This window comes from Trichococcus pasteurii (assembly GCF_900112935.1).
Classification (GTDB): domain Bacteria; phylum Bacillota; class Bacilli; order Lactobacillales; family Aerococcaceae; genus Trichococcus; species Trichococcus pasteurii.
The window spans coordinates 29,754-53,069 of the sequence record NZ_FONM01000020.1; the positions used below are offsets into that span (position 1 = coordinate 29,754).

Sequence of the window (23,316 nt, forward strand, 5' to 3'; positions counted from 1 at the left end):
CACTAACCTGCCGATTTCGCACCACATTGGTTTCGCTTACATTATAACCATAAACTTACGATTGTGTATATTTGCAATTATTGTTCTGAATGACGGCTCCAAACAACTCATGGGGTCTATGATCCATCACCAACCGCTAAACAAAAAATGCCGTGGAACACCACCGCTACAGTGTTCCACGACCTAAAATGTTTTACAGGCTCTCTAGCTTAGATGCCGATTTCCGCTTTTACGACATCGACGATGCGCATAACGTACTCATGACATTTTTCATCCGTTTCAGCTTCAGCCATAACGCGCAACAACGGCTCTGTTCCGCTCGGACGAACCAAAATGCGTCCTTTGCCTGCCATTTCGGCCTCAACTTCTTCGATGACAGCTTTCACAGCCGGAATCTCCATTACACCGTCTTTTTCGGAGACGCGTACGTTCACCAATTCTTGCGGGTAAAGCGTCACTTCGTCAGCCAATTCGGAAAGTTTTTTGCCGGTCTGTTTCATGACATTCAACAATTGGATACCTGTCAAAAGGCCATCCCCAGTCGTGTTCATTTCCAGGAAGACAACGTGTCCGGATTGCTCGCCGCCCAAATTGTAACCATTTTTGCGCATTTCTTCCACGACATAACGGTCACCTACTTGCGTCTTCAAGGCAGTCATGCCTTCAGCTTCCACAGCCAAATGGAAGCCCAGGTTGCTCATGACAGTCGAGACGATTGTGTTTTTGTTCAATTTATTTCGCTCTTTCAAATATTTGCCGCAGATGAACATGATCCGGTCGCCGTCAATGATGCGTCCATTCTCATCCACAGCGATACAGCGGTCGGCGTCTCCATCGAAGGCCAAGCCGACATCCGCTTTTTTCTCAACGACAAATTTACCAAGGACATCCGGATGGGTCGAACCGACGCCTTTGTTGATGTTGATGCCGTCAGGATTTGCACCCATTGTATAGAAGTCTGTTTCCAAGTCCGCGAATAAACGATTGACGACAGGTGATGCTGCCCCGTTTGCCGCATCCAGGCAGACTGTGATGCCGGAAAGGTCATCCGGGATGGTCGTCTGCAGGTATTGAGCGTATTTCAGGACGCCTTCCGGATATTCATCCACCGTACCCAATCCGTCTGCGGAAGGTCTCGGCAAATCATCCCCTTCTTGGTCCAAATAAGCTTCGATTTCGTATTCCTGTTCATCCGACAATTTGAAACCGTCAGCTCCGAAGAATTTGATGCCGTTGTCGCCTGCAGGATTGTGCGATGCAGAGATCATGACACCAGCGACAGCACCTTGAATACGTGTCAGATAAGCGACGCCTGGTGTTGGGATGACTCCCAATTGCAATACTTCGATACCGACTGACAACAAACCGGAAACCAATGCGTATTCCAACAATTGACCTGAAATTCTAGTATCACGCGCAACCAACACAAGCGGATGCGCGATATCTTTAGCGTGCTGTCTTAGGACATATCCTCCAAAACGGCCTAATTTGAAAGCTAATTCCGGCGTCAATTCGCTGTTCGCAACGCCTCTGACACCGTCTGTTCCAAAATATTTACCCATTACCTGTAATCTCCTTTAGATTTTTCATTTATTTTCTTTGCATGGATTTGTTTGATTTTTAATTTTATGAGCTGCTCTCCGATTGACCCTCTTCACTGTTTGGATTATCCGAAGCTGAAGATGCGATAGCTCCGCTTTCGTCGGCGGAGGAGGAATCTCCTTCATCATTGCTGGCCTCCGAATCGGCTGCGGCCTCGGAAGCATCCGACACGCGGATATTTACCTTGATTGTGGTCGGCGTCGCCGTTAAGGTGTCATTCGGGACCGGAATCGTGAGCGTTTGGGTGGTGTTGCTCTCTACACCCGTAACACTCACCGGCAGAATCACTTCATCGATATCGGCAAGCACAGACCTATCGCCTGTCAAGGTCACACTGGATTCCCCATCCACTTCAATCGTATAGATTTTGCCTTCAAGCGGCACACCGATTTGTTGGATGACCAAAGGCACTTCTTTCCCGTAAAGAGAAATCGGAATCCTGACGGAAATTTCTTGCGGATCGACGGAAACATTCAACTTATTCCCACTTGCGTCCACTACTTGTACTACAGTATTCATATTCACAGTATTTGTCAAGCCATTTTCAGCTGCGACCGTCACGTAAACACTATCCACACGGCTTATGGTCGAGGCCGGTCCGGTCAACGTCACGGTATCCGTACTCAGTTCCGGAATGCCTGCTAGATATTGCGGATCGACCAAAGATTCATCGAATCGGACTTCCACCGGGCTCTCGATTGCAACCCGCTCTTCAATGACGACATTCACTCGCGATGGCGTAATCGAATAATCGATTTCATTCGATAGATTCTCGGCCGTCAATTGGATCGTATGGGTTCCTGGCCCCAATTCGTCCAGATCCTCCGTGACGATGCGGTAATCCGCAGCGGAAATCGTCTGCACGAGTACGCTCTCCGGACCGGTCAGGGTCAACACCACTGTTTCCGGCAATCCTGAAATGAAATACTCATCCGTATCGATATTCACCTGGATCGGGACATTCGAAATGGTTTCCCGCTTGCTGGTGCTGATGGAACTGTTGCTGGTGCTCGTGGACCAACCATAGTTTTCTGAGTAGACATAGGCGAACAACAACAAGGAAATCAAGAAGGAGAGGCCTCTGACGACCCACTTGTTTTCCAAAAACTTATCGTCTTGCTGCTTTCTCATTCAGAACCACCCCACTTCGTATTGTCAAAGAAATCCTGAATGAAATTGGTAGTCTTTTCTTCCTCTTCCTCCACGACCAATTGATCCGTCAGGTAGGCAACAAAATCCTCACGGTTCATTTCGCGCAAAAGGCTCGTCTTATGGGCAATGCTGACGCCCCCGGTTTCTTCCGAGACGATGATGGTGATGGCATCGCTGACTTCACAAAGACCGATTGCGGCACGGTGCCTTGTTCCCAGCTCTTTCGGGATGAAGGAACTTTCTGATAACGGCAGATAACTGGCTGCGGTCGCGATTTTGTAATCCTGGATGATGACCGCTCCATCATGCAATGGCGTGTTCGGGATGAAAATATTGATCAGCAGCTGGTTGGTTACCTCTCCGCCGATCCTTATCCCCGTGGCAGCGTACTCGTCCAGCAAACCTTGCTGCTCGATGGATATCAATGCTCCGATCTTTCGCTTTGCCATATACTGGACAGCCTTATCCAACTCCGTCACCAAGCGTTCGCTCATATTGACCGACCGTTTGGCTTTCTTTCTGAATCCTGTTTTTCCCAGATGCTCCAAACCTCTTCTGATTTCCGGCTGAAATACGATAATGACCGCCACAACACCCCATTGGATGACGCGGTTCATGATCCAATCTATGGTCTGCAACTGAAGGGTGACAGCAGCCAGTTTGATCAGCACGATGATCCCGATACCTTTCAGCAATTGAATGGAACGCGTACCTTTTAAAATCATGATTAATTTGTAGACCAGATACCATACCAACAGGATATCCACTATATCAAAGGCATTGCTCCAGGTGATCACTTCTCCCCAATCGATTGACACATGCGCACCTCCACGTTCAAAGTTATATCGTCAATTATATCACAAATAATCCGACCGAATGGCATTGATTCCTTGAGAAAGCGCTTCAGTAGCGTTACAATGGAAGCAGATGGGCAATCGATCCCAGCTGAAGCATATCGTTTGCAAATCCGGCTCACTTTGCTACACTTAGTTTATAGTTATTACAATAAGATAATTAATTTAAATTAGGAGGAATTCAAATGAGTATCGATTTTAAGGATCACGGCAAAAAACCTTATGTAGTGAACATCGAGGATGCAACCCTGCAGAACGAGAATTACCGCACCACGATCTGGACCGGCGAAAAATTACAGGTGACGGTGATGACAATCCAACCGAACGATGACATCGGATTGGAAGTCCACCATGGCATCGACCAATTCATCCGCATCGAAGAAGGCGACGGAGTGTGCGTGATGGGCGACTCAGAGGACGATCTGTACTTCAAACAGAAAGTTTCCGACGATGACGCTGTCTTTGTCCCTGCCGACAAATGGCACAACATCACCAACACAGGCGACAAACCACTCAAACTGTATACGATCTATGCAGGCCCTGACCATGTGCCCGGAACCGTCCACCTGACCCATGAAGATGCAAAAAACGACCCGAACGAACACTAAATACAAAACGAGCCCAGAGAAATTAATCCCGGGCTCGTTTTTTCTGTTCATTAAGATCAATCAACCAGTTTCGCTAATTCTTCTTCAGGCAAGTAGAAAGACACTTTGCCGCATTGTGGGCAAACAGCCGCTTCCAAAGCTGCTTTTGTATGTCCGTTCAATGTTTTTTCCTTCGCCAATTCAACAAGATAAACCCCTTGCGAATACAAACCTAAGCCTTCAATCAAATCAACGTTGCAATCTGTGCATTTAGCCATTGTATTTCCCCTGCTTTCTCTTCGATAATTGTCTATTTTTTTGAAACATACGCCTCATCCATCATATCACGTTTTTCCGATGAAACATTTTTCCAAATTATGAACTTTTATCTCAAAAACGAGAAAAACATTCGGATCGACACAGAAGTCGCAAGAACGATCTATTCCGTTGCTACTGTAACGTCAACACCATAGTACTTTTCAGATAACGCTTTGATTGTTCCGTCCGCAAGCAGATTCTGTAATTCTGCATCAAACTCTTTACGCAATTTTTCGCCTGCTTCATCCTTGGCAAATGGAAAAGCCACTTGGCCGATCGCAATATTTTCTGGTAAAACACGCAATTCCAGATTATCTTTTTTGATTGTTGCAGCCAACACTGCCTTATCTTGGGCATACCCTGCGACTTGACCTTTCAGTGTATCTTCTTGCGGGCCTTCACGTGTATCGTATTGACGGATTTCAATGCCTAACCCAGTTTCGGCAATATAGGCTTCCAATTCCGTCAGTTTGTTGCTTCCGGCCACCCCGCCGATCGTTTCGCCTTCCAGATCTTCGGTACTTTCGAAGGCACTATCTTCCCTTACGGCAATTCCTGAAGCCGTGTAGGCATAAGGCGTCGTGAAGTCGACCGCTTCCGCACGCTCAGGGGTAATCGCAAAGTTGTTGGCGATTGTGTCCAATTTTCCGGCATTCAATGAAGCCAGCAAACCATCAAACGCACCCGTAGTCCATTCCAATTCATAACCTAAGTTGCCAGCGATCGCTTCCAAAACTTCCACATCGTACCCGACTAATTTATCGTCTTCCATATAGGAATTAGGGAACGATTGTCCGGTTGCGCCTACTTGTAAGGTTACTTTTTCCTCTGTCACGCTCGCTTCACTTGTTTGATCAGCAGTCTCCGTATCAGCGCAGGCAGTCAGTCCACCCAATACTGCAGTTAATGCGGCAGCTTTGAAAATCAGTTTTGACCATTTCTTCATAAATAAACACTCCTTTATTTTTAGTTAATCAATTGTTTTACTATTTCAATCACTTGACGGTTTTGATTGGCTGTTCCGATTGTCAGCCTAAAATGACTAGGGTAGCCAAAATACTTACCCGGCTTAAAAATAACTTGTTCGGCCAATTGATCGATCAGCGAACTTGGATGCTTTTCAAGCGATACGAACAAAAAATTGGCTTGGCTCGGGATTACTTTGAGGCCTAATTCCATGAATGCTTGCGTTAAGTGACTTTTCTCCGCCTTCATGAAACGAAGCGTTTCTTGTTGGCTTTCGTCATCCGCCAGACTCGCGACGGCTGCAGCCACTCCCAGCCGATTATGATTAGGCGGAATCCGGTAAGGCAAGATCATTTGGATCAATGCCGGTTGCGCTGCTGCGTACCCGATCCTCACCGATGCCAAGCGATAAAACTTTGAAAAAGTCCTCAAAAGAATGACGTTATCAAAGTCCGCCACCAATTTTCGGGAATTTTCGATCGTATCCCCGTCCGCGAATTCCATATAGGCCTCATCGATCACAATGACTACCGACGAAGGTACCTCCCCACAAAATTGATGCAATTCCTCCGGACGAAGCTTTGTCCCGGTCGGATTGAATGGATCCGTCAGCCAGATCATTTTTGTTTCCGGAATGATGGCTGCCTTTATCGCGGCTAATGGAACCTGGTAATGTGGGTCAAGCGGAACCGTCTCGACCTGTGCTCCTGAAAAGTGGCTGAATTTCTTGTGCCAGACAAATGTACCTTGCGGAACGATGACTTGGCTCGTTTGGTCAAGAAACACCTGTGCCAACAATGACAGGATTTCAAATGAACCGTTGCCGATCAGGAAATGATCCGGTGCCAACTGCCAACGTTCCCCCAATGCCTGCCGCAATGCAAAAGCACTGTTCTCGGGGTAGCGCGACAATTGCGAAAACTCCTGGATGATCGCTTCCTGAACAAAAGCGGATGGCAAAAGCGGACTTTCGTTTCTGTCGAGCGGCAATCTTTCTGAAGCGATTTTTTCCGGGTATGCTTGTGGCTGATGCAAGCCCTGCAAGGCTTTTCTAATTTCCACCATCCGAAAACACCTCCGTGACCAATATCTGCTTGGCTTCCTTGATTGCTGCAACGACACGTTCTTCCGACAGATCAGTGATGAAGAACGCCACTTCCTCCGTAAAATGCGCAACAAAATGATGCGCCAATATTTGGATGGTTTCCTCATCCGCCAACCCCAATGTATCGATGTCAAAATGGAACTTCAAGTTCCTTAAAAAGCGCAAGTACCACTCATAATCTGAACCTTCAAGCAGCAACTGAACCAATGTCGTAAAGGCGATGATTTCGCCATGCAGGATATCCGGATGGTGCACAAGCTTTGTCAATTCATTATGCAACGGATGCGTCACACCTCTATACATCCGCCCCTTGCTTTTCGCACCGGCCACACCGACGACATTGATGATGGCGTCAACTGCCTGAGCCAACTCCGCCTCACTCAACTCACCCTCAGCATACCTTTCGCTAATTTTCAGCAAATAATCGGTTGCCAGCTGCGCATTTTGATGAATGAACGCCAAAACGAAATTGTCCGAATCAATCGTGTAGGGTCGCGTATCGACACTTCTGCTGACTGAATCGATCATTCCGGCAATCAGATAACGTCTCGGTGCCGCACCGATGATCGCAGTATCAATCAACAATACATCCGCCGTGGAAGCATTTTGGTTGCCGCCGGCATAGGCCCCATTTTCTTCGTACAGGATCGAATTCTTCCGAAAAGCGGCATTCGTGGCAGCAATTGTCGGGATCGCCATCAAAAAAGAAGATGTTTCATTCGCGACTGCTTTCGCCACATCACACACGCGGCCACCACCGACCCCAATGACCGCATCTAGTTGTTGTTCCCTGACGACTGAACTGAAGGCATCGATTAATTTCTGTGTCGGATAAGTAGCCACTACCACCCGTTCAAAAATCCGTTCCTCTCTTGAGAGTGCCGGCTGAATGATTTCTTTGGTTGCCTGCCAACTATTTTCGCCTGTCACCAGCAGCACGCGCTTCACATCATTTGGAAGGTGGTCAGCAAGATGCTCCAATGCATGCGCATATTCAACAATTTTTTTGGGAAAACCACTGATAATTTTCATCCTCTGCCTCCTTCTGACAGCTTATATGACATATTCAAGCGTTGCATCTTCTCTGGTGGACAACAAGAATTTCCGGGTCCTTTCTTCTTTAGGCTGGGAAAAAACAGCTTCGGGTGCCCCAGATTCAACGATTACGCCGTTATTCATGAAAACAATTTTATCGGCCACTTTCTTAGCGAATTTCATCTCATGCGTGACAATAACCAAGGTAATGTTCCGCTTTGAAAGTTGCTCGATCGTTTTTAAGACTTCGCCGACCAATTCCGGATCGAGCGCACTCGTCGGTTCATCCATGAAGATCACTTTCGGGTTCACGGCCAACGCTCTCGCAATGCTCACCCTTTGCTGCTGCCCGCCGCTCAGTGTCGCCGGGTATTGTTTTTTTTGATCCGACAGCCCGACCTGTTCAAGCAAATCCTCGGCAATCTGTAAAGCTTCTGCTTTAGTTTTTCGCTTGCTGCTCGTCAAGGCCAGCGTCACGTTTTCCAGAACGGTTTTATTTTTGAATAAATTGAAATGCTGAAAAACCATAGCGGACTGTTGTCTGAGTTCATAACGGTTTTGGTGCGTCAACAACTTCGTGTCGACCGTCACATCGCCGACCTTGATGACGCCTTCGTCCGGCTCCTCCAATAAATTCAGACTCCGCAACAAAGTTGATTTGCCCGATCCGCTGGGACCGATGATGGCGACGACTTCCCCTTCCTTGACCTGAAAGGAGATATCATTCAGCACTTTGTTTGCGCCGAACGATTTGGATAAATTTCGAACTTCAATCATATCGCTCTGCTCCTTTCTCATCGCTTATAAGCTTTTGCCAGATGGTTTTCGAGAATTGCTTCAAGGCGTCCGAGTATGATGATCATGAACCAATAAATAAGGCCCACTGCCAGATACGTTTCAAAATACTTCATATTGGCGCTTGCAATCAGTTTTCCTTGAGCAAACAGTTCGGTTATGCCCAATGTAAAAGCAAGTGAACTTTCCTTGATCAGAGAAACAAACGTGTTGGTCGTGCCAGGCAATGCGTTGACGATCGCTTGCGGAAAGACTATCTCTTGATAGATTTTCCATTTTTTCATACCGACTGCCAGCCCTGCCTCGATTTGACCCTTGTCCACTGAATCCAGCCCTGCACGGAATGTTTCCGTCAGGTAAGAAGATTCTTTAAAACTGAATGTCAGAATGACGGCATACATGGCGTCCAACGAATTGAAAGCCGGAAAAATCTGCGGCAAACCAAAATAGACAATAAACAGTTGCACAACTGTCGGAAATCCACGAAAAACCGAAACATACAGTCCAGCAAGCGAAGAGAGGATTTTATTGTCCTGTCTGCGCAGAAGCGCCATGATGACACCCAGAATGATGGCAAAGAACATCGCAGTGAATGAAATCAGTAATGTCTTTGGCACAAAGGGAATGATGCCTTTGATTGCTTCCAACAAATAACCTAAGTCAATCATTTTTTTCCTCCTTCCGCTCTATTTAACACTCTCTATATTGGAATACATTCCTTTTGTAAGTGTGTCTCAACAACTTACAGTAGCTTACCATCATAGGAGTCTTTCGTATAATTCCGATTTCCGAACAACTGTGATAGGCAAAAGCGATCCATCGGCACAAAGAAAAAACGGCAATAAGAAAGAGGCTAGGCAACCCGCCCAACCTCTTCCTTATTGCCGCTGTGGAATCACAATGTGCCGATCATCCAGATTTTTATCCTGCAGCAATTGGTTCGTGTATTTCTTAAGAAAATTATCACTGTTTTGTTGAATGATTTGATAGCCGGCATGGCTGGTCCATTCTCCCAAAGAACTCTCATCCTCGACGTAATCCTCCCCGGAAAAAAAGCGGACATTCATCCTTCCGACATAATCCATCACAGCCTCTTCATAGATCTCTTCGTGCCACTGTTCTTCAAACATCATCTGCAAAGCCAGATTCTCGCCATCGCGCTTGAAAAAGGCATGGGAAGTCTGCGTGTAGGCAAGCAATTCAGGTGCTTCGACCCCAGTAGCTTCCGCCCAGCCTTCAACATCCAATGATTTGCGCTGGTAGGATAATTCTTCATTGGATAACGTTATTTCCCCGATTGCGTTTGGAAATATGGAAAGCGCTCCGGTTACGACTTCATAGAAAGGAGCCTCCAGATCGGTTGCCTCGGAAATATCTTGTGCATGGATATGCCCAGCAAAGCTCGTTTGGATGCCTTTTTCTGCAAAATAGTCGGTTGCCTCATCCGCATTTTCCAAGACAAACCCTCCGCCTAATCTGCCGGTATGGTTCAGCAGCGGATGATGCCCGACCAGTTGGATCGTCTGCAGGTTCTCTTGCTGCAGCGCAAAATACTCATCCAACCAGGCGTACGTTTCTTCCTTGATTCTGCCTTCCGTTTTCGGGGCTTTTGTGCTCTTCGTTTCGCTGTATATATTGGTGTCGATCATCAAAAAAGGAAATCCCGCTTTCGGCTCCATCACATAGCTCAAGGACTCCGGGTCTTTGCTGATGGCGAGATCATAGCCATAGTCCGCAAAAATTTGTTGGAAGTCCTCTGGTGTTGCTTGCTCGACGACAGCCATTTCTTCCCCTTCAAATTTCCTGGCCCAGCCGCTGTGGATATCGTGGTTTCCCGGTATCACGCTGACCTGCGTCCCATTTTTTTCGATTCTTTCAAAAAAAGCAGCCAACTCCACCATACTTTGGTATTCACCGTTGAAGGTCAGATCGCCGCTGACGATCAGCAGATCCGGCTGTTCTTTCGCCGCTTCCCACACAAGCGCCTCCATCATTTCCGGGACGTGCTCCAGGTCTTTACCAGCAGAAGTTGCTTGCATTCGGGCAAACGCTTCGCCGTCATCGAACAGATCCGGGGAGAGGTAGTGGATATCCGTCACTATCCAGATATTTAAATTTTCGTCTTTCCCAACTAAAGGCGCGATCGGCTGCACCGCGCGTTCCTCGTCTTTTTGATTGTTCAAACCAAACAGAAAAAGACCCACCAGCAATACAGTCAATGCCCTGAATATTCTTTTCATCAATTTCTGGCTCCTTGTGGATCATTTGGACTCATTATAGTTGTTCTGTTTGCTGCTTGTCGAATTATTTGCTATCAAAAAAGAAGCGCCCCGGGAATCATCGGTATGATTCCGGAACGCTTCTTCGTTTTTATAACTGGGCTAGCTGGATTCGAACCAACGAATGACAGAGTCAAAGTCTGTTGCCTTACCGCTTGGCGATAGCCCAATGGTGGAGGGAGGCAGATTCGAACTGCCGAACCCGAAAGAGCGGATTTACAGTCCGCCGCGTTTAGCCACTTCGCTATCCCTCCATGAGCTTTCCTTAAAAAGCTGACCAACATATAATATAACAGCGGCAATTGATTTTCAAGAGGTTATTTTCAATTTTTAATATATTTTAATGTAGTCGCAACTCTTTAAAAGCATAAGCCCTTAAGCTTACAGGTTCCCTGACCGGAAAATGGAAATCAGCAACCAGATGCTGAACAGGCCTGCGATCACAAAGCCCGCTTGCCCCAGGAATTGCCCTCCCGGTGTACCGGACATGATGGAAGATGACAGCAGCAATCCGGCAACAATCAAGGAGATGACGACGCGGTTGGACATCTTTTTGACGTCCTTCCACTTATCGTCCAGCTGATCGACATCGATGCGCAACATGGTCCTGCCGCTTGCCGTTTGCTTCAGCAGAGCCAGCAGACTGCTTGGGATCTCACTGCTGTCCTTGATGAAGGCATACCCCCTCAAAGCCAACTTTTCCGCAGAAAATTTCTGCATCAGCGTCGTGAGCGTGAAACTCTCCTTCAGATAGTCCTTTGCAATCGAAATCAGGTTCAGTTCAGGGGAAATTTCCAGAAAAACGCCTTCCAGTATCGACAAAGATTTCGCGAGGATCGTCAGATCGCTCGGAATGGCAATGTTATGCCGTTTGAACATTCTGATGAAATCGGTGATGAACGTCCCAAGGTTCACGTTCAGCATATTGTTCGAAAGGTACATATCGAACAGCATCTCGACGTCGGCGTACAGATTGCGTTTATCAACCCGTCCTTTCGGCGTCCCCAATTCCAGACAGACTTTCACCATCCGATCCAGATCTTTCGATGCCAATCCCTGGAGGATGTCGTTCAGCGATTTTTTCGTGGTCTCCGACAGATCTCCCATGATGCCGAAATCGATGAAATAAATTTTGCCTTCTTTGATGATCAGGTTGCCGGGATGGGGATCCCCATGGAAAAAGCCGTCGTGGAATACTTGTTTCAGATAAGCCAACATCAGTTTGCGGCTGATATCATCCGAATCATAGCCAAGCAAGTCCAACTGTTCCCGGTTGGTGATCTTGGTGCCTTCGATGTACTCTTCCACCAATACCCTGCGCGTCGTAAGCCCAGAATAGATCTTCGGGACGCCGATGCAGGCGATGTTGGCATTGAGGTCCCGGAAACGTTGCAAGAGCTGTGCTTCGTTGCGGAAATCCAGTTCGATCAAGGTGTTCGCCTTCACCTGCTTCAACGCTTCTTTGGGATCGACTACCTCAACCAGTTCCTTCGGGATTTTTCTGCTGAGGCGGATCAGGATATCCAAATCCCGGATCAACAGATCATCGATGATCGGGCGTTGCACTTTCACGACCACTTCCTCCCCTGTCCGGAGAACCGCCCGATGAACCTGCGCAATCGACGCGCTGGCGAGCGGTTTTTCATCGATGGAAAGGAAGGCTTCGCCTAATGACAGTTTGGTTTCTTCCATAAAGATGCGTTCGACTTCCGCAAACGGGAATTCCGGCGCCTTGTCCTGCAGATGGGCAAGTTCTTCCACGAATGCCTGCGGGAGAATATCGATGCGGGTGGAAAGGATCTGGCCGATCTTGATGAAGCTCGGCCCGAGTTTCTCGAAAGCAAGACGAAGGTTCTCCGGATCTTGATCTTTTCGGCTCGGCTTCACCTGATTGTGATAAAGGAATTGAAGCCCGTAAGAGGACAGGATCCGGACTATTTCATGCAACCTTTCGTCTCTTGCCATCCTGACCCCTCCTTCATCTTTTGCGATTTCTTATTTGTTCAACAATTGGTCCAGTTTGGCGTTGATCGCATCCATTTTGGCTTCCAGCGCTTCCACATCCTCTTTTTTGGCGAACGGCAGATTCTCAAGCTCCGCTTTCGTCGCCGGCACGATGCCTGAGGCTTTGCGGGTCAACTCCGTCTGCAGCTCTTTTCCTTCCTGGACCGTAACGCGCCCTTTTTCGACCATCTCATTGATCAGCTTTTCAGCCTTCTCGATCGAAGTGGAAGTCATGCCGACACCTGCTAAGAAAATCTTCTTTAATTCATCCATTTTAATCTCTCCTTTGATTGTTGAAATGGGAAAATCCGGAAAATCTTAGTGCTCATGGAAATGTTCATGCTCTGGGTGACTGTGTTCGTCTTCTTTGTTGCGGCGGATGCTGAATTGTTCAGGCACCGGATCGTATCCGCCTTTGACGAAAGGATGGCATCTGAGAATGCGTGCGATTCCCATTAGGCTGCCCTTGATTGCGCCATGTTTTTGGATGGCTTGGACCGCATAGTTCGAGCAAGTCGGATAGTACCGGCAACTCGGTGGGAACAGCGGGGATATCACTTTCTGGTAACCACGTATCAAACCTATAAAAATTTTCTTCATGGCGGCTTCCTTTCTGGCTCTATACTGCTATTTTACCCTTTTTTCACCTAAAATAAAATAATACCGTATCCTGAAATTGAAAGGACCTCCGCTGCCGCTATTTTTTTCCGGAACTATTTGGTAGAATACCTATATATCGGCGCTTGCCGAAATGCATATATAAAAAGAGGTTGAGCCGAAATGCAAACACAAAAAAATAAAACGTACCGCATCGCCATTTTGGGCATTCTGTCTGCGTTCATCATCATCCAGACATTCGTTCCCTTCCTTGGAAATATTCCGATTCCGCCATTGAATCCGACGATCATCCACATTACGGTCATCGTGGCCGCTTTCGTCCTGAGCACGAAGGACGGCATGCTTGTCGGACTCGTCTGGGGCTTGGCGCGCATGGTCAAGGCCTACACACTGCCGGCTTCCCCATTGGATCTGCTGCTCTGGACCAATCCGGTCATCGCAGTCGTTCCGCGCGTCATGGTCGGGCTTGTGGCAGGACTTGTTTTCCATGCTTTCCTGAAACGCAAACAGGAAAAAGTCGGGATGGTCACCGCTGCCGTTTTGGGATCCTTGACCAACACAGTGCTTGTATTGGGATTCATCGCCCTTTTCTATGGCAATGAATACGCCACAGCCCTGAATGTCGATCCGTCCAACCTGTTGAAGGTGTTGGCCGGCATCGTCGCAACAAACGGAATCGGCGAAGCCGTCGCAGCCGGATTGATCGCCCCATTCATCGCCACGGCCTTGATGAAGGTCAGAAGAAAATAAGCAAAAAAACGATGAGCCTCCGTGGCTCATCGTTTTTATTTTGGATTTTATTGCAATACCGGTTGGATGGCTAGCCACCCTTTGATGAATGTCGGCATATTCAGGAACACCCATGTCACAATCGATGCCCCGCTGATGCCGTAGAAGTACAGGGTGATCGGCTTGAACAGGAGGAAGATGACCAGGAACCGCTTCATGGACATTTTCGTCAGACCGGCGACCATGCAGAGGAAATCATCCGGGAATCCCGGAAGAGCAAAGGCTGAAGCCATCAGCCATTCGAAACGTTTGCCTTTCGTCAGCCAGCCATAATATTTTCTGTAGGTTTCTTCCGAAACAAATGCTCTTACGAATGTCTTCCCGTATTTACGGGCCAAGATGAAATTGATGATCGAACCGATCAGCACACCGATGAAACTGTATGTGAATCCCCAAAGCGGACCGAAAACAAGCGGCGCCACTACGACCGTTACTCCGCCCGGAATGATGGGATAGACGACTTGGATGATTTGGATCAGCAAGAAAATGACGGGCGCATAAATGCCCATTCCGGCCAACAATGCTTTAAAACTGCCTTCAGCTTCAAAGAAGCCTGTCCGATAGATCCAAATGCCTAAGATAAGTGTCGCAACTGTTCCCGCTACCGTCAAAATCTGGACGAGCTTACGGTTGAATGCAATCCCTTGATGGGTGGTGTTTTCCAATTCCACTTCTTCACCTCTTATCACTTTTTGGTGTTGCCCTATTTTCGATTATACCCGACAAACATAAATTTTCTGTGAATTTAGCTTATCGATTCCGTGAACCGTCAGTTGGCAGCGCTTCCTTTTTCTGCGTTTTCAGTATAACGCAAACAGCGTGTATCGGCCTCTGACTAAAGTCGGATTTTCTTCCCCGATTATAAACACTTCCTTGCGGTTTGTCCATAAAAAAGTAAGTTAAGTTTTTCTTATGGGGAAAAGTAAGGCCGCCTTGCCCTCTGGGCGGCTCCGGCTGGAAAAATCCCGCTGGCTGTGATACTTTCAGTATATAGAATCTTCAATAAGACAGGTGATTTATGGCAACAACATTCTCAAAGAACATCCGATCGACTTTGGCCAGTTCTTTCATAAACAGTTTGATCTATTCCTGCACGATCCCTTTTCTGGTCATCTATCTGGCCGGCATCTTCAATGCACGGATGACCGGCCTGCTCGTCATGACAAATGTGGTCGTCTGCTTCTTGGCTGGCATCGTTGGGGGTTATCTTGCCGATAATTTCCAAAGAAAGAAAATCCTTCATCTTTTCCAGAGCCTTTACGGAGGATCCCTTTTGCTGATTGCCCTCAGATTTTTTGGGCTGTTTTCGGCAGATGGGTGGTTGATTCTCGGTTACCTTGTCTGCGGTATTTCCTTCAATCTTTATTCGCCTGCATATGACGCCGTGCTGATGGACTGCACAACCGTCGAAAACCGGAAGCAGGCATACCAATGGCAATATTGGACCTTCAACTTGTCCATGGCGTTGGGTTTTTCGATCGGCGGATTCCTGTTTCAGCACTTCCTGTTCCAACTGTTCTTGGTGGCCGGGATAGCACAACTAGCGATGGCTTTGCTGTTTCAAAGCCAGTTGGACTACACCAATGCCACAGCTGAGAAACGGCATAAGAACAGGCTGAAGGACTTGTTTTTGAACTACCGCATCGCCGCGAAAGATACCCGTTGGCTCTTCTTGATTCTTGGCATGGCGCTGTTCAACACAGCCGAATTTTCGCTGAAGACCTACACCGCCGTCCGGCTTTCAAAAGAGTTCGAAACGCTGACACTGTTCACGGTTCCGATCGACGGCGTCAGGATGCTCAGCCTGCTGCAGGTCCTCAATACACTCCTCGTCGTCGGATTCACTTTCCTCGTCTCGCGCTTTACCGAAAAGCGATCCGAAAAGGCGACCATCCTTTACGGCCTTTTGATCTATGTCGTCAGTTACGGATTGATTGCCGTCATGAACAACATTTACATCCTGATTCCATTGATGGTTCTGGCGACCATCGGCGAGTTGGCTTCCTCCCCGAACATCAATGCCCGCAAAGTCGATCTCGTGCCTGAAGATAAGCAAGCTTCTTATCTGGCTTTCAGTTCGCTCTCTTACCAAGGCGCTGACTTGTTGGCGGCTTTTGCATTGACGCTCAGCGGGTACATCTCCGCCGGATTCATTGCCGGTTATATCATCATTTTGGGCTTGGTCGGAACTTCGCTCACCGTCAGCAGCCTGTATGGGCGCAACAATAAAGGCATATGAATTAGCTACCCTTCCGCTGAAGTAACTTATTGTTCCTGCCGGCACTCCGACAAAGGAGGAAATCACGATGGAAATCGTAAAATGGCTGAATGACACGATCATCTGGGGAATCCCTATGCTGGTCCTGATGCTGGGAACAGGGCTGTACCTGACGTTCAAAACCAGAGCCGTTATCTTCACCCGCTTCGGCACAGTGATGGCCAACACACTGAAGACGGTTTTCCGTAAGCCGAAGGAAATCGCGGCCGGCACGATTACCCCCTTTCAGGCTGTCTGCACGGCTCTGGCCGGAACGGTCGGGACCGGCAATATCGTTGGCGTGGCCGTGGCCATCAGCGTCGGCGGGCCAGGTGCCATCTTTTGGATGTGGACCTCCGCTATCCTCGGCATGGTCACAAAATATGCGGAAACCACTCTAGCGCTCGCCTACCGCGAGAAAAATGCAAAGGGTGAATATGTAGGTGGCCCCATGTATTACATCAGCAAAGGCCTGGGTTGGCCGAAACTGGCCTATCTTTTCTGCCTGTTGACTGCCTTTTCCTCAATCGGCGGCGGCAACATCGTCCAGGCGAATACCGTAGCCGGCAGTTTGAAGGACGCAATTTCCATACCCGCCTTAGCAAGCGGTCTGCTGCTGGCTTTCTTTGTGGCCTTGGTCGTGGTGGGCGGCATCAAGCGGATCGCAAGCGTAGCGGAGAAATTGATTCCCTTCATGTCGCTGATCTATACAGGCGCGGCCATCTTTATCCTGATTGTGCAGCGGAATCAGATTCCCTCCGCTCTCGCTACGATTTTCACGGATGCCTTCACAGGCACGGCCGCTGTCGGAGGCTTTACGGGAGCTTCGCTGATGTATGCAGCCCGGATTGGTGTCGCACGCGGCGTGTTCACGAATGAGGCGGGTCTCGGCAGCGCTCCGATTGCCCACTCCACCGCCAATACCGATCATCCGGCACGTCAAGGCTGTTGGGGGGCTTTTGAAGTCTTCTTCGATACAATCATCATGTGCACCATTACCGCTTTGGTGATCATCATCAGTGGAACCTGGAAGGATGCCTCTATCGATGGCACGGAAATGTCCAACCGGGCATTCAGCGCCGTCATCCCGGGTGGGGAATACATCATTTCGATCGGCATCGTCCTGTTCGCCTTCGCGACCATCATCGCTTGGTATTATTATTCCGAAAAAGCGATCGAATACATCGCCGGCCAAAAAGCCATCCTTGTCTATCGGATTTTTTTCGTCGCCTCCATCGTCTACGGCGCAGTCGCGACCCTGGATGTCGTCTGGGAGATTTCCGACCTGTTCAACGGGCTGATGGCCATCCCGAACCTGATCGCTTTGATTGGCCTGGTCGGACCCATCGTCGCATTGACGAATGATTTCTTCGCTGATCCGGAAACGATCCGGCCGAAGGACCAATCCTATGCATCTCTCCTTCAAATCAAACCCGATAACCTATCCGACAAGAACGAGAAATGAATTCCTGAGACCACCCTTCAGTGATGCCGTACAGCATAAAGAAGAGGAACTCGAGTACGCTCGAATTCCTCCTCTTTATTTTTGTTCATCGCAAGTGATCCCCAGAATATGCTGTTGCCGCTCCTCAATGTTTTGCAGGTCCAATCTTTCCGTGAAATTCGGACTCGTCAGATTTGACAGATAATTGCTGTAATCCTTTATATAGCTCAGTTTCTTCGGATGAGCGGCATAAGCGATCGTCAGCAACGAATCAAACAGGGCCACAACTCCTGAAATATCTGTCTTCATGTAGTGGATCAGCTGCCAGTAGCTTTCGTATAAGTCTTTGGAGAAATTATTGAAATCATAGAACACGCAGCCGCTGTAGCGCAACGCTTCCTCATCGACCCCCTCCTGTTCCTTTCCCATCAAAATGAATCTTCCCGGCAAACGCGCAAATTTGGCATCCAACAAGGCCTTGTAATGCAGGATGTGAATCGCCGTATTCGGATCATTGATTCCTGGTGAAACTGCCCGCAGCGCAATCTCAATCAATTTTTTACGGGCAAAATTCGGATCGAACATCGTGGATGGCTCCGTTTCGTAGGTCAAACTGAGATTCAGCACTTCCTGAAGCCGCGGCTCATCCTCCAATTTCCGGTTCGTGTAAAAAATGGCCAACGGTTCATTGACAGAAAGGAAATCGCCTATCCTGAAGCGCAGTACCGTAATCCCGTCAAATTCTGTACTCAGCTCAACCAAACGGTCGAAATTGATGTATTCAACATAACCGTTCCTATCAGCACGGACTGTGTACTGATGCAGAGTCTCTATTTGAGGCAGATGGTCAAACGCTGGCTTTTCCCGGAAGTAACGGATCGTCTCTTCACATATCGCATCTGCATCTTTGTAGATTTTATCCACCAATTTTTCCAATTGAACAGATGTCGCGACATTGTAAACGAACTTTATGAAGTAGACGACACAGGCTAGTGCATAAACGAGGGCGACCGTCGCGGAAATGACCAGGTATTCATTTTCCGAACTCCGCATAAAAAATAAGGAGGAAAGACAATAAATGAAGCCACCAAGAAAAATGCCCAGCGTCTGCATAGAGGTCTTGTGCAGAAGAAAATTTTCCACCGTCCGCGGACTGAAGTTGGATGAGTAGAAGGAAATGACGGACAGCATCGTAGCAAACGTAAAGGTAGCCACCGAGAAGAGGGACCCCGCCAACAGGCTCAGTATTGACTTGGCCAAGTTGACGCTCGTCAGCAAAAATGGCGGGAAAAAATCAAGCGCCGTGATCAAGCGCGTGTCGAGCAGAATGACCCCGATAGCCAGCACGAACGCAAAGAGGACACTGCCTCCCAAAGTCATCCACATCCGTTTTTCTTCAAAAGTCAGTCGAAATGCCTGCAGCATCTCACTCACCCCTCTCAGGGAAAACCCGATTTGTTGTTCTCTTCTCCATCATACCATATGCCCCTTGCGTTGAAAAAGTCGAGGCTATGGAAAGAAGGATCCACGCCCGAAAAAGCGCAAAAACATTTCAAGCGCTTCCATCGAGTGATATGATGTAACTATCAAAAAAACGGAGGAGAACCCATATGATCCATATCCTGTTATGCTGCGGCGGCGGATTTTCATCCAGTGCGTTGGCGGCCAAAGTAAAAAAAGACATCCAAGAATACCATTTGGAAGATAAATTTGAAATCGAATTCTCCCCATTCATGATTGCCAAAGAAAAAATGGACCGGTTTGATATCGTCGTTTGCTGTCCGCACCTGACCTATGACGTCAAAAAGATGGTCAAAAACGCCAATCCCGACAAACCAATCTATATTTTGTCGCCGCGCATGTATGGCCTGATCGATATCCGCGAATTGTCGACCGATGTCCTGGATGTACTCGAAATGTACAGACAGACCCCAATCAACCCTGTTCATTTTCCGGGTGAAGAAAACGTCATGCGCGTGACCCGATCCGTGGCCTACCGCCGCAGCAGCGTCTCCTGAAAAAATCTAAAAACAACAATTTGGTGAGTTGGGTCATCAGCGATTATGATACCAACACACTAAGCCATGACTTAGCGAAGGGATCGATCGAGTCCACAACCGAAAAGGCGCTTCTCACAACAGACTTTGATGGCAATATTATTGTGGATATTGAAAACACGGGAAAAAATCGAGTACTGGCATTTGATTGCAGTCCCCTTCTTTCCGAGGAAAAAACTGAACAGCTCCCGCCTATGCATCCGCGCGGAGGTGGGGGCTGTTCAATTTTGATCATCAAAATGCACTTCACTGTAGTGTCTTGCGTTCTCTTTGTATGTTCTAACACAGCCCGCCATGCCGCCGATGAAAATCTGCGACTCCCAGTTGGCAAGCTGATTTGTCCCCTATCATCCGAAACATTTCGAAATAAACATCACTTTCAAACGTATCCGTATCAATCGGCTCAATCCCGATCCTGTTCCCGGCCCAACTGCCCTTTTGTTCGGCTTGTTCTTCCGCTTGCGCCAGAACAAAATAAGGCATCATGTTTTTCGTACGCTTGAACAAACGGCGATCGATGGTCATGAACAGGTGCGAATCATAATTGATCAGCACATATTGGTTGAGGAACTCCCCCCACTGTTTCTTCCAGCGAACAGCTTCGGATGGATCAATCGAAACAACATCTATTCCCGCTTCTTTCCGGTTCCGGCGCAACAATTTTTTCTTGTCTCCTTCGTAGAACGCGTAGTTCTCTTCCTTCAGCAAGTACTCTCTCACTTCTTTGGAATCGACAACCAAAGTGATCCTGTCGCCTTTCCATTCGTCCATCAACAATTGGAACACCACATACTGAAAAGGATTGCCCAACTGCGGATGCGTCCCGGCCATTCCTGTAATCGTGCTGTCCCCTGCCCAAGTCAGTCGGGCCGGTTCCATGATTTTCTTCTTATCCATATTAACCAATAAGTGCTGCTGATCGTTTTTTTCCAAATTTGCTGCCTCCCCTATGTCTTCTTTCACTCAATAGATACGCATTTGGGAGGCAATTCCTTTTCAGAAATATGGAAAAAAAAAACAGATATATCGTAAGCCCGCATTCAAAAGACGCATATAAATGATCCGCACCTCCTGGTATGATAATCGTATCAATTTAAGGAGGTGCTTTTCATATGCCACAACAAAAACCCATTATTGTCCTCGTTCAATTACACCCCGAACAAGAATTTCATCCTGTCACCCATTCTGCGTTACCACCTTTACAACCAATTTGTACGATTAAAACGCCCACCGTTGAAATATCGTTCTTCGATGGCATAGATCCGCACGTCGTGCAGGTAATTATGAGGGGGATTGAGCCTCGATGAAATATGATTATACCAGCGTAAAAAATATCTACATCGTTTGCGGCAAGACCGATATGAGGAAAGGCATCGATGGATTAGCTACACTTGTTCAAGACGTTTACGAACTTGATCCTTATGAAGACACCATTTTCTTATTCTCTGGGAGATCCAAAGACCGCTATAAATGCTTGTATTTTGATGGAGACGGATTCGCCTTGCTTTACAAACGGTTGGATGCGGGGAAACTGCAATGGCCCAAAGACGAAAATGAAGTGCGGTTGCTTTCACAGAAAGAACTTCGTTGGTTATTGGAAGGTCTATCCATTCAGCAACCAAAGGCGATTCCGCCTTCTTTAAAAGGATCCTTCTAAATCCTTCTAAGATCACACTTATAGTCAATTTACTCTTTATTTTCACTTCTGAAATTGCGTATAATAGAAAGAACGAAACAGAACGAAAGTGGTGAGTGTTGTGACAAATGGTTCTTTTAAGAATGAAGATCAATCCGAGAAATTAATCCGATTGCTGGAAGATCAGTTAGCCCATGCGAATGAACAAAATAAAGCATTATCGCAAAAGCTGGATCAAGCCTTGGATCAGATCGAATTTTTAAACCAACAGCTACAGCAGTTAACCAAGCTCTTATATGGATCCAAAACGGAAAAATCCAAGTACATTACGCCCGACGGGCAAGGATCTTTATTTGAAGATGAGCATCCCTCGTCTTTTTCAGATTCTGAGCATACAGAAGAACAAAGCCAACAGGAGATTTCTTATACTGTTGTACGAAAACTCCACAACAAGAAAAGAAACGACTCCCTTCGTGGGGATGTCGAGACGGAGACGATTCACCACCATCCGGACAACACCATTTGCGACTGTTGCCAACATCAGATGACTGAAATCGGCAGTACGCTTGCCCGTGAAGAAGCTGCCTTTATTCCTGCAAAGATGATGAGGGTGCAGCATATTGAACATGCCTACGAGTGCAAGAACTGCAAAGGAGATACCTTACAGTCAGCAAAAATCAAACGCGGAAAAGCGCCAAAATCAGCAATCCAGCGCAGCCTCGCAGGTCCTACTGTCCTCGCCAAAGTTATCTATGATAAATTTGTGCAATACCTTCCCCTTTACCGCCAGGTAAAGGAATGGGACCGCTATGGACTGCAAACCAATGACAAAAATCTTTCCAATTGGGTCATCCGGGCATCTACTGACTGGCTGTTGCCCGTTTATGAACAAATGAAGGCAGGCCTAATGGCCAAATCCATTTTACATGTCGACGAAACGTATGCCCAAATCATTAAGCGTTCCGACGGAAAAAAGGGACAAACGCATGCCTATAACTGGGTCTATCGCAGTGTACCTATCCAAGGACCAACAATCGTCTTGTTCGACAGCGCCTTGTCACGCTCGCGTGCGGTTCTTGAACGTTTCACGCAAGGATACAAGGGGACGATCATTTGTGATGGCTACTCTGCCTACGGCAAGCTTCAAGATGTGACTTTTGCGAATTGTTGGGCACACGTGCGCCGCTACTGGTTAAAAGTAGACAGTAAAAAAGGACGGATTGGCGTGAATTACTGCGATAAATTATATCGACTGGAAAAGTCTTTCAAGAAGCTATCTCCAAGTAAACGCCGTAAAAAACGCCAAAAACACTCGAAGCCGATCATAGACGAATTTTTCAAATGGATTGAAACCTCGTGGTTTACTGGCAAAAGTGCCTTAGTGACTGCAGCTGAATATACATTGAAACGAGCGGATGGATTAAAGGCATTCTTATACGATGGGCGCATTGAAATCGACAACAACGCTGCCGAGAACGCCATAAGACCCAATGTTTTAGGGAGAAAAAATTGGCTTTTTTCTTTCAGTGAAGCTGGAGCGAAGGCGAACGCCATTTGTTTGAGCCTGGCAGAGACCGCCAAAAGTAATGGGATTGATTTCTATGAATATCTCAAAAAGCTGCTCATGGATTTACCGAACCTGGACATCCATCAAAGTAACGACGTGCTGGAGCAGTACATGCCTTGGTCGAAAAATATCCAAGAGACATGTGGCAGCAAATAAAGAAATAGCCGGATACTCGCGAAAAAATCGCATGGTATACGGCTATTCGTGATGCGCACCACAAGGTGCGCTGTTTTTTTATATTTCGGGCTTAC

24 protein-coding genes and 2 tRNA genes are annotated in these 23,316 nt (G+C 47.5%); 8 read left to right on the forward strand and 18 right to left on the reverse strand.

What is annotated here, in order from left to right:
* Positions 1-209: 209 nt before the first annotated feature.
* The 3 genes from glmM to cdaA all read right to left on the reverse strand — a co-directional run bounded on the left by glmM (position 210) and on the right by cdaA (position 3,572).
* Positions 210-1,562: a phosphoglucosamine mutase gene (glmM, locus tag BM184_RS13150; RefSeq protein WP_086941868.1), complete on the reverse strand. Its 1,353-nt coding sequence runs from the start codon at positions 1,560-1,562 to the stop codon at positions 210-212.
* A gap of 64 nt (positions 1,563-1,626) precedes the next feature.
* Positions 1,627-2,733 carry a CdaR family protein gene (locus BM184_RS13155; protein WP_086941867.1) on the reverse strand — a complete coding sequence of 369 codons (1,107 nt, stop codon included), beginning with the start codon at positions 2,731-2,733 and terminating at the stop codon, positions 1,627-1,629.
* Complete coding sequence (cdaA, locus tag BM184_RS13160) at positions 2,730-3,572, reverse strand: diadenylate cyclase CdaA (RefSeq protein WP_086941866.1); 843 nt, start codon at positions 3,570-3,572, stop codon at positions 2,730-2,732. Before cdaA ends, BM184_RS13155 begins: the two co-directional genes overlap by 4 nt.
* Positions 3,573-3,793: 221 nt before the next feature.
* On the opposite strand from cdaA, the gene BM184_RS13165 reads away from it, so the two are divergent.
* The gene (locus tag BM184_RS13165) at positions 3,794-4,216 is read left to right on the forward strand and encodes a cupin domain-containing protein (protein ID WP_086941865.1); all 423 of its coding nucleotides are present in this window, start codon (positions 3,794-3,796) and stop codon (positions 4,214-4,216) included.
* A 56-nt stretch (positions 4,217-4,272) separates the two neighbouring features.
* Here the strand turns inward: BM184_RS13165 and BM184_RS13170 are convergent, their stop codons facing one another.
* The 12 genes from BM184_RS13170 to yidD all read right to left on the reverse strand — a co-directional run bounded on the left by BM184_RS13170 (position 4,273) and on the right by yidD (position 13,297).
* Complete coding sequence (locus BM184_RS13170) at positions 4,273-4,473, reverse strand: hypothetical protein (protein WP_086941864.1); 201 nt, start codon at positions 4,471-4,473, stop codon at positions 4,273-4,275.
* A gap of 161 nt (positions 4,474-4,634) precedes the next feature.
* Complete coding sequence (locus BM184_RS13175; protein WP_086941863.1) at positions 4,635-5,459, reverse strand: transporter substrate-binding domain-containing protein; 825 nt, start codon at positions 5,457-5,459, stop codon at positions 4,635-4,637.
* Between the two features lie 20 nt (positions 5,460-5,479).
* The gene (locus tag BM184_RS13180) at positions 5,480-6,544 is read right to left on the reverse strand and encodes a pyridoxal phosphate-dependent aminotransferase (protein ID WP_177208668.1); all 1,065 of its coding nucleotides are present in this window, start codon (positions 6,542-6,544) and stop codon (positions 5,480-5,482) included.
* Positions 6,531-7,616, reverse strand: coding sequence for an iron-containing alcohol dehydrogenase (locus tag BM184_RS13185; RefSeq protein ID WP_086941861.1), 1,086 nt, complete (start codon positions 7,614-7,616; stop codon positions 6,531-6,533). Before BM184_RS13185 ends, BM184_RS13180 begins: the two co-directional genes overlap by 14 nt.
* Positions 7,617-7,637: 21 nt before the next feature.
* Entirely contained in the window at positions 7,638-8,396 is a 759-nt protein-coding gene (locus BM184_RS13190; protein WP_086941860.1) for an amino acid ABC transporter ATP-binding protein, read from the reverse strand.
* Positions 8,397-8,413: 17 nt separating this feature from the next.
* Positions 8,414-9,082 (reverse strand): amino acid ABC transporter permease, encoded by a 669-nt coding sequence (locus BM184_RS13195; protein ID WP_086941859.1) that lies wholly within the window; start codon positions 9,080-9,082, stop codon positions 8,414-8,416.
* A gap of 210 nt (positions 9,083-9,292) precedes the next feature.
* Positions 9,293-10,654, reverse strand: coding sequence for a metallophosphoesterase (locus tag BM184_RS13200; RefSeq protein ID WP_086941858.1), 1,362 nt, complete (start codon positions 10,652-10,654; stop codon positions 9,293-9,295).
* 136 nt (positions 10,655-10,790) lie between these two features.
* Positions 10,791-10,862 (reverse strand) — tRNA-Gln (locus BM184_RS13205).
* A 1-nt stretch (position 10,863) separates the two neighbouring features.
* Positions 10,864-10,947, reverse strand: a tRNA-Tyr gene (locus BM184_RS13210).
* A gap of 127 nt (positions 10,948-11,074) precedes the next feature.
* Positions 11,075-12,658, reverse strand: a complete 1,584-nt coding sequence (locus BM184_RS13215; RefSeq protein WP_086941857.1) for an ABC1 kinase family protein — start codon at positions 12,656-12,658, stop codon at positions 11,075-11,077.
* Between the two features lie 30 nt (positions 12,659-12,688).
* The gene (locus BM184_RS13220) at positions 12,689-12,970 is read right to left on the reverse strand and encodes a phasin family protein (protein ID WP_086941856.1); all 282 of its coding nucleotides are present in this window, start codon (positions 12,968-12,970) and stop codon (positions 12,689-12,691) included.
* Between the two features lie 45 nt (positions 12,971-13,015).
* Positions 13,016-13,297, reverse strand: coding sequence for a membrane protein insertion efficiency factor YidD (gene yidD / locus BM184_RS13225; protein ID WP_086941855.1), 282 nt, complete (start codon positions 13,295-13,297; stop codon positions 13,016-13,018).
* A 180-nt stretch (positions 13,298-13,477) separates the two neighbouring features.
* Here yidD and BM184_RS13230 point away from each other — a divergent pair, with 180 nt between their 5' ends.
* Entirely contained in the window at positions 13,478-14,065 is a 588-nt protein-coding gene (locus BM184_RS13230) for an ECF transporter S component (RefSeq protein ID WP_086941854.1), read from the forward strand.
* Between the two features lie 47 nt (positions 14,066-14,112).
* On the opposite strand, the gene BM184_RS13235 is transcribed toward BM184_RS13230, so the two are convergent.
* Positions 14,113-14,775 (reverse strand): TVP38/TMEM64 family protein, encoded by a 663-nt coding sequence (locus BM184_RS13235; RefSeq protein ID WP_245830554.1) that lies wholly within the window; start codon positions 14,773-14,775, stop codon positions 14,113-14,115.
* A gap of 347 nt (positions 14,776-15,122) precedes the next feature.
* Between BM184_RS13235 and BM184_RS13240 the strand changes: the two genes are divergently transcribed.
* Both BM184_RS13240 and BM184_RS13245 read left to right on the forward strand, forming a co-directional pair.
* Positions 15,123-16,343 (forward strand): MFS transporter, encoded by a 1,221-nt coding sequence (locus BM184_RS13240; RefSeq protein WP_086941853.1) that lies wholly within the window; start codon positions 15,123-15,125, stop codon positions 16,341-16,343.
* Positions 16,344-16,410: 67 nt separating this feature from the next.
* Positions 16,411-17,826 (forward strand): alanine/glycine:cation symporter family protein, encoded by a 1,416-nt coding sequence (locus tag BM184_RS13245; protein ID WP_086941852.1) that lies wholly within the window; start codon positions 16,411-16,413, stop codon positions 17,824-17,826.
* 75 nt (positions 17,827-17,901) lie between these two features.
* Here BM184_RS13245 and BM184_RS13250 read toward each other — a convergent pair whose 3' ends face one another.
* Positions 17,902-19,230 (reverse strand): DUF2254 domain-containing protein, encoded by a 1,329-nt coding sequence (locus BM184_RS13250; protein ID WP_086941851.1) that lies wholly within the window; start codon positions 19,228-19,230, stop codon positions 17,902-17,904.
* A gap of 185 nt (positions 19,231-19,415) precedes the next feature.
* Between BM184_RS13250 and BM184_RS13255 the strand changes: the two genes are divergently transcribed.
* The gene (locus BM184_RS13255; RefSeq protein WP_086941850.1) at positions 19,416-19,823 is read left to right on the forward strand and encodes a PTS sugar transporter subunit IIB; all 408 of its coding nucleotides are present in this window, start codon (positions 19,416-19,418) and stop codon (positions 19,821-19,823) included.
* Positions 19,824-20,141: 318 nt separating this feature from the next.
* On the opposite strand, the gene BM184_RS13260 is transcribed toward BM184_RS13255, so the two are convergent.
* Positions 20,142-20,795 (reverse strand): hypothetical protein, encoded by a 654-nt coding sequence (locus BM184_RS13260; protein WP_086941849.1) that lies wholly within the window; start codon positions 20,793-20,795, stop codon positions 20,142-20,144.
* 179 nt (positions 20,796-20,974) lie between these two features.
* Here BM184_RS13260 and BM184_RS13265 point away from each other — a divergent pair, with 179 nt between their 5' ends.
* The 3 genes from BM184_RS13265 (at position 20,975) to tnpC (ending at position 23,221) form a co-directional block, all read left to right on the forward strand.
* A complete protein-coding gene (locus BM184_RS13265; protein WP_086941848.1) occupies positions 20,975-21,169 on the forward strand; it encodes a hypothetical protein in 195 nt (64 codons plus the stop codon).
* Positions 21,166-21,519 carry an IS66 family insertion sequence element accessory protein TnpB gene (gene tnpB / locus BM184_RS13270; protein ID WP_093365113.1) on the forward strand — a complete coding sequence of 118 codons (354 nt, stop codon included), beginning with the start codon at positions 21,166-21,168 and terminating at the stop codon, positions 21,517-21,519. Before BM184_RS13265 ends, tnpB begins: the two co-directional genes overlap by 4 nt.
* A gap of 100 nt (positions 21,520-21,619) precedes the next feature.
* The gene (tnpC, locus tag BM184_RS13275) at positions 21,620-23,221 is read left to right on the forward strand and encodes an IS66 family transposase (RefSeq protein WP_093365116.1); all 1,602 of its coding nucleotides are present in this window, start codon (positions 21,620-21,622) and stop codon (positions 23,219-23,221) included.
* Positions 23,222-23,316: the final 95 nt, after the last annotated feature.